The sequence below is a fragment of the Paraburkholderia sp. BR14320 genome (genome assembly GCF_040948665.1).
Taxonomy (GTDB): domain Bacteria; phylum Pseudomonadota; class Gammaproteobacteria; order Burkholderiales; family Burkholderiaceae; genus Paraburkholderia; species Paraburkholderia youngii.
The window spans coordinates 80,027-97,234 of the sequence record NZ_JBFPKG010000021.1 but is presented as its reverse complement, the minus strand read 5'-3'; the positions used below and the strand labels follow the sequence as shown (position 1 = coordinate 97,234).

Below are 17,208 nucleotides of genomic sequence, written 5' to 3'. Positions count from 1 at the left end.
TTATCGACGGTCAAGAGAGCGTTTGCTAAATGCGGGTTTGTCCTGAAGCACCGAAACCACACTTTTGCGCGCTGCAGACACCTGGCCCGGGTAACAAAAAAAGACGCGTCAACTGCACGCGTCTTTTCGATGAGGTCTCGTGGCGCAGAGACTTCGCTCAGTCGCCGGCGAGCTTCCACTTGCCGTCGACGATCTGCACCATCACGCGCGCCCGCTGATCGAGACCGGCGTGGTCGTTCGCGCTCATGTTGAAGATGCCGTGTGACCCGGGCAAATCTTTCGTGCCTTCGACTGCGGCACGCAGCGCGTCGCGGAATGCCGGCGTGCCTGGTTGACCCTTCTTCAACGCGAGCGGGATCGCACGCTGCAGCACCAGACCCGCGTCCCACGCATGACCGCCGAACGTCGACACCGAACCCGCGCCGTACGCCGTTTCATATGCATGCTTGTACGCGAGCGCGCTCTTCTTCACCGGATTCGTCTCGGGTAGTTGCTCGGCGACCAGTAGCGGGCCGGCGGGCAGCCACGTGCCTTCGCAATCCTTGCCGCACACGCGCAGGAAGTCGTTGTTCGCGACGCCGTGCGTCTGATAGTACTTGCCCTTGTAGCCGCGCTCCTTCAGCGTTTTCTGCGGCAATGCGGCCGGCGTGCCCGCACCGGCGATCAGCACCGCGTCCGGGTTCTGCGACATCATCTTCAGCACCTGACCCGTGACCGACGCGTCGTTGCGCGCGAAGCGCTCATTCGCGACGATCCTGATCTTCGCGAGGTCAGCGGCCTTGCTGAATTCCTTGAACCAGCTCTCGCCGTACGCGTCGGAAAAACCAATGAACGCGACCGTTTTCACGCCGTGATTGGCCATGTGCTGCGCGATCGCCGTGGCCATCAGAATGTCGTTTTGAGGCGTCTTGAAGACCCATGCGCGCTTCGCGTCCATCGGTTCGACAATACCCGCAGCCGCGGCCAGGGAGATCATCGGCGTGGAGGTTTCTGACGCAATGTCGATCATGGCGAGCGAATTCGGCACGACGGTCGAGCCGATCAATGCATCGACGTGGTCTTCGCTAGTGAGCTTGCGGGCATTCTTGACCGCCTGAGTGGAATCGGTTGCGTCGTCGAGGACGATGTAGTCGATCTTCTGGCCCGCTACTTCCTTCGGCAGCAGCGCAATCGTGTTCTTTTCCGGAATACCGAGCGATGCGGCCGGCCCTGTTGCCGACACGGTGACGCCGATTTTCACATCCGCAAATGCATGGCCGCTCCATGCAGCCGAAACCCCTGTGGCGACCAATGCCGCGCTGATCCAACGCAATGCCGACTTCATCCTGCTCCTCTATTAAACCCGTTGTTCAATTGCAATTAAATCCACGGATTTAATTGCCAACCCAGTGGTCGGTGAATAGCGAGTTTAGCGGACGCAAGCGCCGTGCTGCAAGCGTTTCGAAGGCTTGTGATGTTTAGCTGCAGCGGCTGCCGAGGAATAGAAAATGGCGCTCGAAATAAGCGGGAGATTGCATCAGGAAATTCGAAAAACACAAATAAAAAAGCGCTGTTGGATATCAATCCAACAGCGCTTTCTTCTGGGCACTTAGTGCCTCAATTGTCTCCTCGTTCTCCACCTGCAAATTCGTGGTGCATCAGAACTGGATGAAGATTAAACGACCACCCCTGCAGTAACAACTAGCAATTACCCTAGTGGTGCACTGCGGCACCGGATTGGGGCGCGCTGCGCGCATTTCGTCACACGGTTTGCCGCAGGTTCGCTCGAGTCCCTGATCCACCGGACCTTCAGCCCAGGCCGCGATTACATCGGACGTCGAAGCAATCGCGTATCGCACTGCATCAGGTGTGCGGCCTCCCGGCCGGCATCATACAGCCAATCTCAAGCCCGCAACGGTCGCACGCGCGCGACGATCTCGCCGACGATGCCGCGCCGGAACGCCAGCACACACGCGATGAAAATCAGCCCCGTGACGATCGTCACCGATTCGCCGAGCGAGCGGAACCAGTCGATGCCGGTCATCGACGCGAGCGCCGAGCCGATATCGCCGAGCCTGTCTTCGAGCGACACGATCAGTGCGGCGCCGAGCAGCGGCCCGAACAACGTGCCCATGCCGCCCACCAGCGTCATAAGGATCACGAGGCCGGACATCGTCCAATAGGCATCGCTCAGCGTTTCGAAGCCTTGCACGAGTACCTTCAGCGAACCCGCGAGACCCGCGATGCCGGCCGACAGAATGAAGGCGAGCAGCTTGAAACGGTCGGTATCGTAGCCGAGCGACACCGCACGCGGCTCGTTTTCCTTGATCGCGACGAGCACCTGGCCGAACGGCGAATGCACGATCCGCACGATCAGCAGGAATGCCAGGACGATCACCGCGAGCACGACGAAATACAGCGCGACATCGGACGAAAGACTCAACAGGCCGAACAGATTCCCGCGCGGCACGCCTTGCAGACCATCTTCGCCGTGCGTGAACGGCGCCTGCAGGAACACGAAGTAAACCATCTGCGCGAGCGCGAGCGTCACCATCGCAAAGTAGATGCCTTGACGGCGAATCGCGAAGAAGCCGACGACGAGGCCAAGCAGCGTCGCCGCCGCAGTGCCGCTCAGCACGCCGAGCTCAGGCGAAAAGCCGAGCGTCTGCATCGCATAGCCGGTCACGTAACCGGCCGACGCGAGAAACATCGCATGGCCGAAGGACAGCAAGCCCGTATAGCCGATCAGCAGATTGAAGGCGGCCGCGAACAGCGCGAAGCACAGCACCTTCATCACGAAGAGCGGATAGATGCCGAGCACCGGCACCGCGAGCAGCACGATCAGCAGCAGACCGTAGAGCACTTTTCTCTGCATCATTTTTCCCTGCCGAAAAGACCCGCCGGACGCACGAGCAACACGAGCGCCATGATCACGAAGACGACGGTCGCCGACGCCTCGGGGTAGTACACACGCGTGAGTCCTTCGATTACGCCGAGCATCAGCCCGGTCAGAATCGAGCCCATGATCGAGCCCATGCCGCCGATCACGACCACCGCGAATACAGTGATGATCATCGGCTGGCCCATCAGCGGCGAGACCTGAATCACCGGTGCGGCGAGCACGCCGGCAAACGCCGCGAGCGCGACGCCGAAGCCGTAGGTCAGCGTGATCATCAGCGGCACGTTGATGCCGAATGCCTCGACGAGCTTCGGGTTTTCGGTACCCGCTCGCAGATACGCGCCAAGCCGTGTCTTCTCGATCACGAACCATGTCACGAAGCACACGATCAGCGACGCGACGACCACCCACGCGCGATAGTTCGGCAGATACATGAAGCCGAGATTGGTCGCGCCCGACAGCGCCGACGGCACGTCGTACGGCTGGCCCGACGAGCCGTAGATCGAATGGAACACGCCTTCGATCACGAGCGTGAGGCCGAACGTCAGCAACAGGCCATACAGATGATCGAGCTTGTAAAGCCAGCGCAGCATCGAGCGCTCGATCGCGACGCCGACGAGTCCGACGATCAGCGGCGCGAGCACGAGCATCACCCAGTACGGCAAATTGAAATACGACAGCCCCATCCACGCGAGCATCGCGCCGAGCATGAATAGTGCGCCATGCGCGAAGTTGATCACGTTGAGCAGGCCGAAAATCACAGCCAGCCCGAGGCTCAGAATCGCGTAGAACGAGCCGTTCACGAGCCCGAGCAGAAGCTGGCTCAGCATCGCCGGCAGCGGAACGCCAAAGATGTCCATTGAAGCCCTTAGCCCTTCAAGCCATCGTCAAGGTGAGATCGGTAACGCACGATCCGGACGGCACGCGGCGAGCGGCGACACTGCCCATCGCGTGCGGCATCTGAAACGGTTACCCGCCAGCGCGTATCGCTGCAGCGCCGGCGGTTCTCTCAGGTCTGCGCGGTCCTCGACCGCATCCTGCCCGTCCGCTATTACTTCCACAGCGCGCAGCGAGTCTGCGCCTTGGTCGTGAACGCCTGATCGCCCGGAATCGTCGCCATGATCTTGTAGTAGTCCCACGGCTCCTTAGATTCGGCCGGCGTCTTCACCTGCATCAGGTACATGTCGTGGATCATGCTGCCGTCCTGACGGATGTAGCCCTTCGCGTAGAAGTCGTCGATCTTGGTCTTGCGCAGCTGCGCCATCACCTTGTCCGGATCGGTCGAGCCGACTGCCTGCACCGCCTTCAGATAGTTCATCGCGGCCGAGTAATCGGCGGCCTGCAGGCTCGACGGCATCTTCTTCATCTTCTCGAAGTAGCGCTGCGACCACTTGCGGGTGTCGGCGTCCTTGTTCCAGTACCAGCTGTCGGTCAGCACGAGACCCTGCGTCGTTTCGAGACCGAGGCTGTGCACGTCGTTGATGAACATCAGCAGCGCAGCGAGCTTCATCGTCTTCGTGATGCCGAATTCCTTCGCGGCCTTGATCGAGTTGATCGTGTCCCCGCCCGCATTCGCGAGGCCGAGGATCTGCGCCTTCGACGCCTGCGCCTGCAACAGGAACGACGAGAAGTCCGACGCCGACAGCGGATGACGCACCGAGCCGAGCACCTGACCGCCATTCGCCTTCACGACGTCCGAGGTCGCTTTTTCGAGTGCCTTCCCGAACGCGTAGTCGGCGGTCAGGAAGTACCACGTCTTGCCACCCTGCTTCGTAACCGCCGAGCCCGTGCCGTTTGCGAGCGCGGTGGTGTCGTATGCGTAGTGGATCGTGTACGGCGTGCATTGCTCGTTGGTCAGCGTATCGGCGCCCGCGCCGACGTTGATGTAGACCTTGTGCTTCTCGCCCGCGACGGTGTTCGTCGACAGAGCGGTCGCCGAGTTGGTGCCGCCGATCACCACGTCGACGCCATCGCGGTCGAACCATTCGCGAGCGCGCGACGCCGCGATGTCCGCCTTGTTCTGGTGATCCGCGTACAGCACCGTGATCGGCTTGCCGTTGACCTTGCCGCCGAAGTCGGCGACTGCCATCCGGATCGCTTCAAGACCGCCCTGCCCGTCGATATCCGCGTACAGTCCCGACAGATCCGTGATGAAGCCGATCTTCACGGCATCGTCGGCCGCTTGCGCGCTGCCCAGCGTCAGTGCGGTGCCGGCGGCGACCGCGAAACAGAGTGAGGCGATTCGCGCGAGTGGATTCTTTTTCATGCATGTCTCCTGGTTCTTCGCTTGTGGTTATCAGAGGCAGTCGGGCGCGTGTGTGTCCCTTCTCTATACGCCCAGTAAATCGTGCAGCACCGGCATCTTGCCTTCGAGCTCGCTAGCCCCGAAATGCTCGACGATCATGCCGTGCTCCATCACATAGAAACGATCCGCGAGCGGCGCGGCGAAGCGGAAGTTCTGCTCGACCATCACGATCGTGTAGCCGCGCGCCTTCAACGTGATGATCATCCGCGCGAGCGCCTGCACGATCACGGGCGCGAGCCCTTCCGAGATTTCGTCGAGCAGCAGCAGATTCGCGCCGGTACGCAGAATTCGCGCGACCGCGAGCATCTGCTGTTCGCCGCCCGAGAGCCGCGTGCCCTGGCTCATGCGCCGCTCGTGCAGATTCGGGAACATCGCGTAGATTTCCTCGAGCGACATCATGTGCGCCTTGTCGCCAACGGGCGGCGGCAGCAGCAGATTTTCCTCGCACGACAGGCTCGAAAAAATGCCGCGCTCTTCGGGGCAATAGCCGATGCCGCAATGTGCGATGCGATGCGTGGGCAGGCCGATCGTTTCGCGTCCGCCGATCCGGATCGAGCCGGTACGGCGGCCCGTCAGGCCCATGATCGCGCGCAGCGTCGTGGTGCGGCCCGCGCCATTGCGCCCGAGCAGCGTCACGACCTCGCCACGGCCGACCGACAGATCGACGCCGTGCAGAATATGGGATTCCCCGTACCAGGCTTGCAGTCCCGCGATTTCCAGCGCGGGCGCGCCGCTTTTTGTTTCGTTCGCTTCGAGGCCTTCGCGCTCGACCGTCGTATTCATGCGTGGGCTCCGGCGAGCGCCGCGTCGGCGCTGCCCATGTAGGCTTGCATCACGAGCGGATTCTTCGACACTTCCGCGTAGCTGCCCTCGGCGAGCACTTCACCCCGTTGCAGCACGGTGATCGTGTCGGAGATACCGGCGATCACATTCATGTTGTGTTCGACCATCAGGATCGTGCGGCCCGCCGATACTTTTTTGATCAACGCGGTCACGCGATCGACGTCCTCATGACCCATGCCTTGCGTCGGCTCGTCGAGCAGCATCAGTTCCGGCTCCATTGCGAGCGTGGTCGCGATTTCGAGCGCGCGCTTGCGGCCGTAGGCGAGCTCGACCGTCAACACATCGGCGAAATCGGTCAGGCCGACCTGAGTCAGCAGATCCATCGCGCGATCGTTCAGACGCCGCAGCGTACGCTCACTCTTCCAGAAGTGAAACGCGGTGCCGAGCGAGCGCTGCAACCCGATGCGCACGTTCTGCAATGCCGTCAGATGCGGAAATACCGCGGAAATCTGGAACGAACGGATGATGCCGCGCCGCGCGATCTGCGCCGGACGTTCGCCGGTGATATCGACCCCGTTGAAAACGATCTGCCCCGCGGTGGGTTCGAGAAATTTGGTGAGCAGATTGAAGCAGGTGGTCTTGCCCGCTCCATTGGGCCCGATCAGCGCATGGATCGAGCCACGGCGCACACGCAGGTTCACGCCGTTCACGGCGACAAAGCCTTTGAACTCGCGGGTGAGGCCGCGCGTTTCGAGAATCGTATCGCCGAGAATCATGTTCCCTTCCATACGGAGTAAGGCGAAGCACTACGATCTTTCCGCGCGAAGTTCTGCGCGACTTGTTATGTTGGCGGCACCCCTGGCCGCTCGTTGGCGTGCTGCACCAATCCGGACGGTGATCCATGGCGCGGCACGCAGCATGGCTGCCATTGTCGCCCCAATGATGCAGCGCATTCATTGGGATTTGCACTTAGTGAACGAGGCCCGCGCCGTGCGCACCTGGCACGCGGTTAGCATGCTTCATGTATGCGGCGGAAAACATGACCGATCCGCTCAGTTTCCATCGCACGTTGAATGTCACACAGGCGACATCGACGCAGCCACACCCATTTGCGCTGCGATGCTAGCGCTCACGCGCGCGCGACGATCCTCGCGGATCATGTCGCTCGCGCGTTCGGCGATCATCAGCGTCGGCGAATTGGTGTTGCCCGACGTGATGTTGGGCATCACCGATGCATCGACGACACGCAAGCCCTCGACTCCGATAACCCGTAGCCGGTTGTCGACGACCGCGGCGGGATCGTCGGTCGTGCCCATGCGGCAGGTGCCGACCGGATGGAAGATCGTCGTGCCGACCGCGCCCGCGGCCTGCTGCAATTCTTCTTCACTCTGATACTGCAGGCCCGGCAGAATCTCCCGCGGCTGATAGCGCGCGAGCGCGGGCGCCGCGACGATGCGGCGCGTCAGACGTAGCGCGTTCGCGGCGACGTGGCGGTCATAGTCGGTCGACAGATAGTTCGGCGCGATCAACGGTGGCGCGGAAGAATCGGCCGACGCAATATGAATGCTGCCGCGCGACGTCGGGCGCAGCTGACACACCGACGCCGTGAATGCATTGAAGCGATGCAACGGTTCGCCAAAGCGGTCGAGCGACAAAGGCTGCACGTGATACTCGAGATCGGGTCGCGACAGCGAGCGATCGTCGGCATCGGACTTCGCGAACGCGCCGAGTTGCGACGGCGACATCGACATCGGTCCGCTCTGAAACAACGCGTACTGCATGCCGATCATCAGCTTGCCCCACCAGTGCGCGGACATCGTATTCAACGTGCGCACGCCCTGCACCTGATACGCCATGCGCAGCTGCAGATGGTCCTGCAGATTTTCGCCGACGCCGCGCAGATCTTGAACGATCTCGATGCCGAGATTCTGCAGACGCGCACCATTGCCGACGCCGGACAATTCGAGCAGTTGCGGCGAGTTGACCGCGCCGGCGGAAAGGATCACTTCGCAACGCGCTTTGGCGAGATACTCGACGTCGCCGCCACGATATTCGACTCCCCTGCAGCGGCGGCCGTCGAACACGACGCGCTGCGTGTGCGCACCGGTAATAACCGTGAGGTTCCCCCGCTTCAACGCGGGCCGCAAAAACGCCTTCGACGCATTCCAGCGAATGCCGCGCTTCTGGTTGACGTCGAAGTAGCCGACGCCGGTATTGTCGCCGCGATTGAAATCGTCGGTGGCGGGAATGCCGGTTTGCTGCGCGGCTTGCGCGAACTCTTCGAGGATCTTCCATTTGAGCCGCTGCTTCTCGACGCGCCAGGGTCCGCCTGCGCCGTGCGCTTCGTTGGCGCCGCCGTGGTGATCCTCGCTGCGCCTGAAGACCGGCAGCACCGCGTTCCATGACCACGTGCTGTCGTTCGTCACACGGGCCCATTCGTCGTAGTCTTCACGCTGACCGCGCATATAGATCATGCCGTTGATCGACGAACTCCCGCCGAGCACACGCCCGCGTGGGTAGGACAGCGCGCGGCCGTTCAGACCCGGCTCTGCCTGAGTCTTGTACAGCCAGTCCGTGCGCGGATTGCCGATGCAATACAGGTAGCCGACCGGCACATGAATCCAGTGATAGTCGTCTTTCCCGCCGGCTTCCAGCAGCAGCACGCGGATGTCGGGATCTTCGGTGAGCCGGTTCGCCAGCGCGCAACCCGCAGTGCCCGCACCGACAATGATGTAGTCGAACTCGCCTTCGAGCCGCCGTGCGGCGCGAGGCGTACTGTCGGTATCACCCATCGTTCAGTCTCCTAAGCATTTTTCGCAGCGCAGGCGTGGAAGCTCGATCGCCTCCACGCTTACGCCGCGACGCGCTTTGATTCGCTTTTACTCTGTTGTTCGCGCGTTCGCCGACTTGACGCGGCGCAAAGCCGCCAGCTTATTTAGCGACCGGCATCGTGAATTCCGCGCCCTTCGCAATGCTGTCGGGCCAACGCTGCATGATGCTCTTGTAGCGGGTGTAGAACCGCACGCCTTCCTCGCCGTACGCGTGATGATCGCCGAACAGCGACTTCTTCCAGCCGCCGAACGAATGCCAGGCCATCGGCACTGGAATCGGCACGTTGATGCCGACCATGCCGATCTCGATCTGCCGGGAAAACGCGCGCGCGATGCCGCCGTCGGACGTGAACAGCGACACGCCGTTCGCAAACTGATTCGCGTTGATCAGCTCGACCGCCGAGGCAAAGTCTGGCACGCGCACGACGCACAGCACCGGCCCGAAGATTTCCTCGCGGTAGATCTTCATGTCAGGCGACACGTCGTCGAACAGCGTGCCGCCGAGGAAGAAGCCCTTCTCGTGTCCCACGACCTGATGAGCGCGTCCATCGACGACGAGCTTCGCGCCCGCGGCGACGCCAGCGTCGATATAGCCGACCACCTTGTCGCGATGCGCGCCGGTGACGAGCGGCCCCATCTCGGCCGCCGCTTCCATGCCGTTGAGGATCTTCAGGTTCTTCACGCGCGGCGTCAGACGCTCGATCAGCTCATCGGCGATATGACCCACCGCGACCGCCACCGAAATCGCCATGCAACGCTCGCCGGCCGAACCGTAGGCGGCGCCGATCAGTGCGTCGACGGCCTGATCGAGATCGGCGTCGGGCATCACGACGAGGTGATTCTTGGCCCCGCCCAACGCCTGCACGCGCTTGCCGTGCTTCGTGCCTTCCGTGTAGATGTATTCGGCGATCGGGGTCGAACCGACGAACGACAGCGCGCTCACCTCGGGATGCGCGAGCAGCGCATCCACCGCGACCTTGTCGCCGTGCACGACGTTGAACACGCCGTCCGGCAGGCCCGCTTCCTTTAGAAGTTCGGCGAGCCGGATCGATGCGGACGGATCGCGTTCGGACGGCTTGAGCACGAAGGTGTTGCCGCACGCGAGCGCGACCGGGAACATCCAGCACGGCACCATCATCGGGAAATTGAACGGCGTGATGCCGGCGACCACGCCGAGCGGCTGGCGCAGATTCCAGTTATCGATGCCGCCGCCGATCTGATCGGTGAAATCAGTTTTCAGCAGATTCGGGATGCCGCACGCGAATTCGACGATCTCGATGCCGCGCATCACTTCGCCTTTGGCGTCGGAAAACACCTTGCCGTGCTCGCGCGTGATCAGTTCCGCGAGTTCGTCGTGATGGCGGTCGAGCAGTTCCTTGAACTTGAACAGCACCCGCGCGCGCTTGATCGGCGCGGTTTCGCTCCAGGCGGGAAACGCGCCTCTGGCCGCGGCAACAGCAGCGTCCACCTCGGCGACGCTCGCGAGCGGTACGCGTGCGCTGACGCTGCCGAGCGCCGGATTGAAGACGTCGCCGAAGCGCCCGCTCGTGCCTTCGACGGTCTTGCCGTTGATGAAATGGCTCAGCGCGTGTGCGCCCGCCGCGCTGCGTGCGGTGTCGTCCTGCGCGGTTGCGTCGGAATATGTCTCGCTCATCTCGTTCCTCTTTGCTGTGAAATCTTCCGCTTCGCGCTCGATATCGCGCGCCGAAGCATGCTCAACGCTCAGCGTACGGCGTCTACGAGCGACAAATCCAATGAGTAATGCTCAACTGCGCTATAAGCCGCGCTAATATCAGGATATGGATCTGACTCTGCTTAGGGCTTTCGTCACCGTCGCACGCGAGGGCAACCTCACGCGTGCCGCGGTGCAACTGCACCTGACCCAACCCGCCGTCAGCCTGCAAGTCAAACACTTGCAGGAGACGCTGGGCGTGACGCTGTTCACGCGGACTTCCCACGGGCTCGCGCTGACGCGCGACGGCCAGGCGCTGCTGCCGCACGCTGAACGCGCGCTGGGCGCGGCAGCCGACGTACAGCGCGCGGCGCAATCGCTGCGCCAGGAAGTGCGCGGGCGCCTGCGCATCGGCACCATTCTCGACCCCGAGTTTTTGCGTCTCGGCGGCTTCCTGAAGCAGCTCGTCGAGACCTGGCCGCGGATCGAAACCGCGCTGCGCCACGGCATGTCGGGCTGGGTGCGCGAACAGATTCGCGCAGGCGAACTCGACGTCGGCTATTACATCGGCCTGCCCTCCGACGACGACACCCGCGACGGCGCCACGTTTCACGCGGTCACGCTCACCCACTTCCAGTATCGCGTGCTCGCTCCTGCGGGCTGGAAAGATCGCGTGAAGGGTGCGCGGGACTGGCGCTCGCTCGCGGCGCTGCCGTGGATCTGGACGCCGCCGGCGTCCGCGCACAACCGGCTGCTGTCGCGCTGTTTCGGCGAGGCGGGCGTGAAACCGGTCAAGGTGGCAGAAGTTGACCAGGAGCCGTCGATGCTCGATCTGGTCAAGTCGGGCGTCGGTCTCACGCTCGCGCGCGACGCAACCGCGATCGCCGAGGCGCATGCGCACGCGCTGACGATCGTCGATGGCATCACCGTGCCGACGCAGCTGAGCTTCATCACGCTCGACGAGCGCAAAGACGAGCCGGCGATCGCGGCGGCCTTGAAGCTGATCGAACAGCAGTGGACGATCTGAGCGAGGACGGTCTGACGCGCTGCGATATGAGTCCCGCTAATGCCCGCCCTTCTCCCACCTACCGCCCGGGCTGAAACCACTCCGTCACGAAGTTTTTGCTAGATTGTCGGTTTGCGCTCGCGCAGCGCCCTCGTACCGCTTTCCGTTCCGCCCGACTTCGTCCTTCCCGGCGGCTTCTCCCCGGCAACACCAGCAGCAGCCCCGGAACCCGTCGATCACTCCGCCCATTCACAGGAGCCCACATGGCACGCAACATCGAAATCAAAGCCCGCGCCCAGCGTTTCGACCAACTTCGCGAGCGCGCCGCGCAGCTCGCGACGGACGCGCCGCTGATCTTTCGCCAGCAGGACTTTTTCTACGACGTGCCGCGCGGCCGCCTGAAGCTGCGCCAGTTCGACGACGGCACGCCAGCCGAGTTGATCTTCTACCAGCGCGACGACCGCGACGGCCCGAAGGCGTCGTACTACACGCGCAGTCCGGTCACGAATCCCGAAGCGATGCATGCGCTGCTCGCGACCGCGCTGACCACCCGCGGCATCGTCTCGAAAGAGCGTCACGTGTATCTGAGCGGGCGCACTCGGATTCATCTGGATCGCGTCGACGGTCTCGGCGATTTCATCGAACTCGAAGTGGTGCTCGCGCAGGACGACGACGAAGAAGGCGGCCACGCCGAAGCGGAAGCGCTGTTCAAGAGCCTCGGCGTATCCGAAGCGGATCTGGTGCCGGTCGCGTATGTCGATCTGCTGAATGCCGACGACGAGCCTAAGCGAGCAGCATAAAGATCGCGTTTCTGTAGGGGCCGCGGCGCGACATGCGCGGCTCCCTCGTCCTGCCGGTCGACACCGGCGGCAACCGCCTCAAACCTTCAAACCGGTGCCGCCCCCGGCGCCAGATGCCCCAACGGCAACGGCCCGTTGCGTTTGAACGTGGTCAGCACGATATTCGAGCGCACGCTATCGACACCCGGCACGCGCATCAGCTTCTTCATCACGAAAGTCGACAGGTAATTCAGATCCGGCGCGACGATGCGCAGCAGATAGTCCGCATCGCCGACGACCGCGTGACATTCCAGCACTTCGGGCAGCACGTCGATCTGCTGCTGAAACTGCTCGATGATCGAATCGCCGTGATGCTTCAGCTTCAGGCTCGTGAAAGCAGTGACGCCGAGGCCGAGCTTTTCGGGCCGCAGCACGACGCGATAGCCATCCACCACGCCGACCTGTTCCAGCCGCTGCAGGCGTCGCCCGATCTGCGACGGCGACAGCGGCACCTGCTCTGCCAGTTGCTGATGCGTGGCGCGGCCAAAGCGCTGCAGCACGTCGAGCAGCGCGAGATCGAAGTGGTCGAGTTCAAGCATGGTGATATCCCGCATCAATTGGCCAGTTAATGCACGATTATGGCATAGGCCTGGGTTTTCACGCCGATCTTGCGCCCCTTCCGCGTCCGCTCCGCTCTACACTCGCATATATCGATTTCCTGCGCTTTCCTCTATTAAAGCTCGCCGTGTCCGCCGCCAGCACCGTCAAACTCAAAGAACAGTTCGACGCAGGTCTCGAGACCCACGCCGACTTTACGATCGACCAGCCGCTCGAGCGCTACGGCACGGTCGACCATGCGGTCTGGCAACAGTTGTACGCGCGCCAAACGGCCTTGCTCGAAGGCCGTGCCTGCGATGAATTCCTCGCGGGCGTCGAACGTATCGGCCTGCCGTCCGAGCGCGTGCCGTCTTTCGACGACGTCAACGCGAAGCTCACGCCCGCAACCGGCTGGCGCATCGTCGCCGTGCCCGGCCTCGTACCGGATCAGGTGTTTTTCGAGCACCTGGCGAATCGCCGCTTTCCAGTCACGTGGTGGATGCGCCGCCCTGACCAGCTCGACTACCTGCAGGAACCCGACTGCTTTCACGATCTGTTCGGCCATGTGCCGCTATTGATCAACCCGGTATTTGCCGACTACATGCACGCATACGGCCGCGCCGCGCTCGCTTCCAACGAAGCGGGCGCACTGCCGCTGCTCGCGCGGCTCTATTGGTACACAGTGGAGTTCGGGCTGATCCGCGATGCCGCGAGTCCAAACGGCGTGAAGATCTACGGTGCCGGCATCGTCTCGAGCAAGGCCGAGACGGTATACAGCCAGCAAAGCGCTGCGCCGAACCGGCTTGGCTTCGCGCTGGAACGGGTGATGAGCACGCGTTATCGCATCGATACGTTCCAGCAAACCTACTTCGTCATCGATGACTTCGCGCAACTGTTCCGCGTCGCACAATCCGACTTCGCGCCGCTGCTGACGAAGCTCGCCAATGCACCGGCCTACGCAGCGGGCGACGTACTCGATGGCGACCGCGTGATCTCGCGCGGAACCCGCGAGGGATGGCAAACCAGCGGCGACGTCTGAACACCAAGCCGCCTTAGACCGACCCGCCCCCGCCCGGCGCGCGGCGAGCGTTGCGCAACCGTGAAAAAATAACGGCTTCGCCCGCCCGCCGGCGAGCGTGTTCGACCAACGAGGTAACACCATGATTCAGAAGCTGACTTCCGCCGAGCGCACCCAGCAACTGGCGAAACTGCCTCGCTGGGAAAGCGTGGCGCAGCGTGACGCGATTCGCCGCACCTTTGAATTCGCCGACTTCAACGAGGCGTTCGGCTTCATGACGCGCGTGGCGATCAAGGCGCAGGAAATGGATCATCACCCGGAGTGGTTCAATGTGTACAACAAGGTCGATATCACGCTGTCCACCCATGAAGCGAACGGCGTGACCGAACGCGACATCGCGCTCGCGACATTCATCGACAGTGTTACTACGTAATACAAATAATTACGGGCCCTGACGCGCGTTTATATACAACTCGCCGCGTAATCAGTCCACAATGAAAGGACAATGCAGGCAATACCCTGGGCAAACCTTCAGTTCTACAGGCTATTCTTAAGTTGAACGTAAGCTTCCCACGCCCGCCTTGCAATCGGGTCAAAACGATCGAGTGATAGCGACTGCTGACGCTGTACAATCAGCAGCGCATACGGCTTGGAGAGCGCGCTTGCCTCCTTGCACAGAACGTGTTCGTCGCCGCTCGAAGGTGAGCGGGCGCGCCAGAAGTTGATCGCGGCTTCCAGTTCGTGAATGCTGATCTCGGACATGACTTCGTGATGACTGGCACGGCGCTTCGAGTCGGCTCGACAGCTGCTTCGCGGGGCCTCTGCCGCCGCGTCGCACGCTGGCTGTGTTGCAGGCGCCCCGGCGAACCGCTTGCCAAAACGCCTAAACCCATTGTACTTGAGCGAAATCCATGCGACTCCTTCTGATCGAAGATGACCGCCCCATCGCACGCGGCATCCAAAGCAGTCTCGAACAAGCCGGCTTCACCGTCGACATGGTCCATGACGGCATCTTTGCCGAACAGGCCCTCACGCAAAACCGCCACGAACTCGTGATCCTCGATCTGGGTCTGCCGGGCATCGACGGCATGACACTGCTGTCGCGTTTCCGCCAGAGCAACCGTCACACGCCGGTGATCATCCTGACCGCGCGCGACGAATTGAACGACCGCGTGCAAGGCCTGAACTCGGGCGCGGACGACTACATGCTGAAACCGTTCGAACCGGCTGAGCTCGAAGCGCGCATTCGCGCGGTGATGCGCCGCAGCGGTCCGCACGGCGACATGCCGCGTCCGGAAGTGTCACTGGGTGGTGTGCGGCTGTCGGGCGTCGACCGCCGCATCTTCAACGACGACAAACCGCTCGAACTGTCGCCGCGCGAATTCGCAGTGCTCGAAATGCTGCTGCTGCGTCATGGCCGCGTCGTCAGCAAGGCGCAACTGCAGGATCACCTGACGCACTTCGGCGGCGATCTCGGCGATACCGCGATCGAAGTCTACGTGCACCGTGTGCGCAAGAAGCTCGAGAACTGCCGTGTCGAAATCGTCACCGTGCGTGGCTTTGGCTATCTGTTGCAGGAAATCCGCCAGGCCGCATGACCGTCGTGAAGGCCGCGCATTGCGTCGCGGCCTAACGGCGCCGCGCCGGCGCCGCGCATCGGCTGTGCCCGCTGCGCGTCGGGCCGGACCCCGGACTGTCTCAAGGCGCTTCGCGCCGTTGCTACCGCAGTTTCCACCGCAGTCACAACTTTCCCGCGCCTACGATCATGCACCAGCCGGCCGCCAATAGTCTGCGCCGCACGCTGCTGCGGCGCCTCGCTGCTCCCCTGTCGTTGCTCGCGCTGATGAGCGGCCTGATCGCCTACTGGCTCGCCTGGCACTACACGCAGCACGTGGTCGATCGTTCGCTCGCGGACCTCGCGACCGCGATCTCCAAACAGATCCAGATTGCCGGACCGGAAGCGCCGATCACGGTGCCGCCGCTCGCGCAAGCGATGTTCTCCGACCCGGTCGAACATCTGGTCTACCGGATCAGCACCGGTGACAGCGAAATCGCCGGCGACCATAATCTGCCGCTGCAAGGCACCAACGTGCGCCGCATGCATTACGCGTACGTATTCGAGACGCAGCACGAAGGCGTGACCGTGCGGGTCGCTCAGGTGCGGGTCGACCAGCCGAGCGGCAATCCGATCGTCGTCGAAGTCGGGCAGCCCGTGCATCACCGCTACCGCATCGCCGCGGAGTTCCTGATCGCGATCATGATGCCGTTGCTGCTACTGCTGCTCGCCGGCTGGGTGATCGTGTGGCGCGTCGTCAATCAGCAGCTCAATCCGCTGACCGCGCTCGCCGATTCGCTGAACCGGCAAACGCACACGTCGCTCGAGCCGGTCGACGAAACCTATGTGCCGGTCGAGATCCGTCCGCTGACCGGCGCGCTGAACGCGCTGCTCGACCGTCTGAAAGCCGCCCTCGATGCGCAACGCAAATTCATCGCCGATGCCGCGCATCAGCTGCGCACGCCGCTCACCGCGGTGAAGCTGCATGCGGAGCAGGCGGTCGTTGCGCGTGATCCGCAGCAGACGCTCGCCGCCGTGCGCGAACTGCGCGCCGCGGCCGATCGCGCGGTGCGGCTGTCGAATCAATTGCTGTCGCTCGCGCGCGCCGAGCCGGGCGAACAGGCGGCCCGCTTCGTCAATGTCGACATGGCCGCGCTCGCCTTCGACACGGGCGCCGAATGGGTGCCGCGCGCGCTAGCGGTACACGTGGACCTCGGCTTCCAGCGCCTCGACGATCCGTCGAACGACGACCCGTTGATGGCGCGCGGCAACCCGGTACTGCTGCACGAAGTGATCGCAAATCTGCTCGATAACGCGCTGAAATATGTGCCACCTTCGCGGGCCGACGGCGGACGCATCACGGTGACGGTTTCGCAGACCCTGATCGACGATCTGCGCATGGCCGAGATCATCGTCGAAGACAACGGGCCTGGCGTGCCGCGTTCGCAGCAGGCGGACCTGTTCAAGCGGTTCTTCCGCGGCGACGGGCAGGCCGAGGCGGGGGTCGACAGCGGCGCGGGTCTGGGCCTTGCGATCGTCCACGACATCATGGTGCTGCATCACGGCAGCGTGCATTACGAGGACGCGCCGGAGGGTGGCGCACGCTTTATCGTGCGGATTCCGTTGCTGCCGCCCAGTGCGTCGGCAGACGCAGCCACCGCCAGCGATGCCAACGAGCGACGCGCCACGAAAAAACCGGCGCACTCGGCGCCGGTCGATTTGTAGAAGGTTTGCCGGGCTGCCGCGGCAGCGTTCGCCTTGGCGCTTCGATCAGCGCAGACAGC

General features: G+C 63.0%; 16 protein-coding genes. 6 read left to right on the top strand and 10 right to left on the bottom strand.

Annotated elements, in window-relative coordinates; genetic code table 11:
• Positions 1 to 157: 157 nt before the first annotated feature.
• The 8 genes from AB3X89_RS20415 to AB3X89_RS20380 all read right to left on the bottom strand — a co-directional run bounded on the left by AB3X89_RS20415 (position 158) and on the right by AB3X89_RS20380 (position 10,451).
• A complete protein-coding gene (locus tag AB3X89_RS20415) occupies positions 158 to 1,324 on the bottom strand; it encodes an ABC transporter substrate-binding protein (RefSeq protein ID WP_368584866.1) in 1,167 nt (388 codons plus the stop codon).
• A 558-nt stretch (positions 1,325 to 1,882) separates the two neighbouring features.
• Positions 1,883 to 2,854, bottom strand: coding sequence for a branched-chain amino acid ABC transporter permease (locus AB3X89_RS20410; RefSeq protein WP_368584885.1), 972 nt, complete (start codon positions 2,852 to 2,854; stop codon positions 1,883 to 1,885).
• Positions 2,854 to 3,738 (bottom strand): branched-chain amino acid ABC transporter permease, encoded by an 885-nt coding sequence (locus tag AB3X89_RS20405; protein ID WP_368584865.1) that lies wholly within the window; start codon positions 3,736 to 3,738, stop codon positions 2,854 to 2,856. The genes AB3X89_RS20410 and AB3X89_RS20405 overlap by 1 nt, the downstream gene beginning before the upstream one ends.
• Before the next feature lie 191 nt (positions 3,739 to 3,929).
• Positions 3,930 to 5,144 (bottom strand): ABC transporter substrate-binding protein, encoded by a 1,215-nt coding sequence (locus AB3X89_RS20400; protein WP_368584864.1) that lies wholly within the window; start codon positions 5,142 to 5,144, stop codon positions 3,930 to 3,932.
• Positions 5,145 to 5,207: 63 nt separating this feature from the next.
• Positions 5,208 to 5,966, bottom strand: coding sequence for an ABC transporter ATP-binding protein (locus AB3X89_RS20395; protein WP_368584863.1), 759 nt, complete (start codon positions 5,964 to 5,966; stop codon positions 5,208 to 5,210).
• Positions 5,963 to 6,742, bottom strand: coding sequence for an ABC transporter ATP-binding protein (locus tag AB3X89_RS20390; RefSeq protein WP_018418872.1), 780 nt, complete (start codon positions 6,740 to 6,742; stop codon positions 5,963 to 5,965). Before AB3X89_RS20390 ends, AB3X89_RS20395 begins: the two co-directional genes overlap by 4 nt.
• A gap of 300 nt (positions 6,743 to 7,042) precedes the next feature.
• Complete coding sequence (locus tag AB3X89_RS20385; protein ID WP_368584862.1) at positions 7,043 to 8,758, bottom strand: GMC family oxidoreductase; 1,716 nt, start codon at positions 8,756 to 8,758, stop codon at positions 7,043 to 7,045.
• Positions 8,759 to 8,897: 139 nt separating this feature from the next.
• Entirely contained in the window at positions 8,898 to 10,451 is a 1,554-nt protein-coding gene (locus AB3X89_RS20380) for a CoA-acylating methylmalonate-semialdehyde dehydrogenase (RefSeq protein ID WP_368584861.1), read from the bottom strand.
• A gap of 145 nt (positions 10,452 to 10,596) precedes the next feature.
• On the opposite strand from AB3X89_RS20380, the gene AB3X89_RS20375 reads away from it, so the two are divergent.
• Together AB3X89_RS20375 and AB3X89_RS20370 are read left to right on the top strand one after the other, a co-directional pair.
• Positions 10,597 to 11,496, top strand: coding sequence for a LysR family transcriptional regulator (locus AB3X89_RS20375; protein ID WP_368584860.1), 900 nt, complete (start codon positions 10,597 to 10,599; stop codon positions 11,494 to 11,496).
• A gap of 242 nt (positions 11,497 to 11,738) precedes the next feature.
• A complete protein-coding gene (locus tag AB3X89_RS20370; RefSeq protein ID WP_368584859.1) occupies positions 11,739 to 12,275 on the top strand; it encodes a class IV adenylate cyclase in 537 nt (178 codons plus the stop codon).
• Positions 12,276 to 12,361: 86 nt separating this feature from the next.
• Here the strand turns inward: AB3X89_RS20370 and AB3X89_RS20365 are convergent, their stop codons facing one another.
• Complete coding sequence (locus AB3X89_RS20365; RefSeq protein ID WP_013090976.1) at positions 12,362 to 12,853, bottom strand: Lrp/AsnC family transcriptional regulator; 492 nt, start codon at positions 12,851 to 12,853, stop codon at positions 12,362 to 12,364.
• Positions 12,854 to 12,999: 146 nt separating this feature from the next.
• Here AB3X89_RS20365 and phhA point away from each other — a divergent pair, with 146 nt between their 5' ends.
• Positions 13,000 to 13,890, top strand: a complete 891-nt coding sequence (gene phhA / locus AB3X89_RS20360) for a phenylalanine 4-monooxygenase (protein ID WP_368584858.1) — start codon at positions 13,000 to 13,002, stop codon at positions 13,888 to 13,890.
• Positions 13,891 to 13,987: 97 nt separating this feature from the next.
• Entirely contained in the window at positions 13,988 to 14,302 is a 315-nt protein-coding gene (locus AB3X89_RS20355; protein ID WP_368584857.1) for a 4a-hydroxytetrahydrobiopterin dehydratase, read from the top strand.
• Between the two features lie 104 nt (positions 14,303 to 14,406).
• Here AB3X89_RS20355 and AB3X89_RS20350 read toward each other — a convergent pair whose 3' ends face one another.
• Positions 14,407 to 14,631 carry a DUF3717 domain-containing protein gene (locus tag AB3X89_RS20350; protein WP_368584856.1) on the bottom strand — a complete coding sequence of 75 codons (225 nt, stop codon included), beginning with the start codon at positions 14,629 to 14,631 and terminating at the stop codon, positions 14,407 to 14,409.
• Positions 14,632 to 14,780: 149 nt separating this feature from the next.
• Between AB3X89_RS20350 and AB3X89_RS20345 the strand changes: the two genes are divergently transcribed.
• Both AB3X89_RS20345 and AB3X89_RS20340 read left to right on the top strand, forming a co-directional pair.
• Entirely contained in the window at positions 14,781 to 15,467 is a 687-nt protein-coding gene (locus AB3X89_RS20345) for a response regulator transcription factor (RefSeq protein ID WP_013090980.1), read from the top strand.
• A 167-nt stretch (positions 15,468 to 15,634) separates the two neighbouring features.
• Entirely contained in the window at positions 15,635 to 17,149 is a 1,515-nt protein-coding gene (locus tag AB3X89_RS20340) for a sensor histidine kinase (RefSeq protein WP_368584855.1), read from the top strand.
• Positions 17,150 to 17,208: the final 59 nt, after the last annotated feature.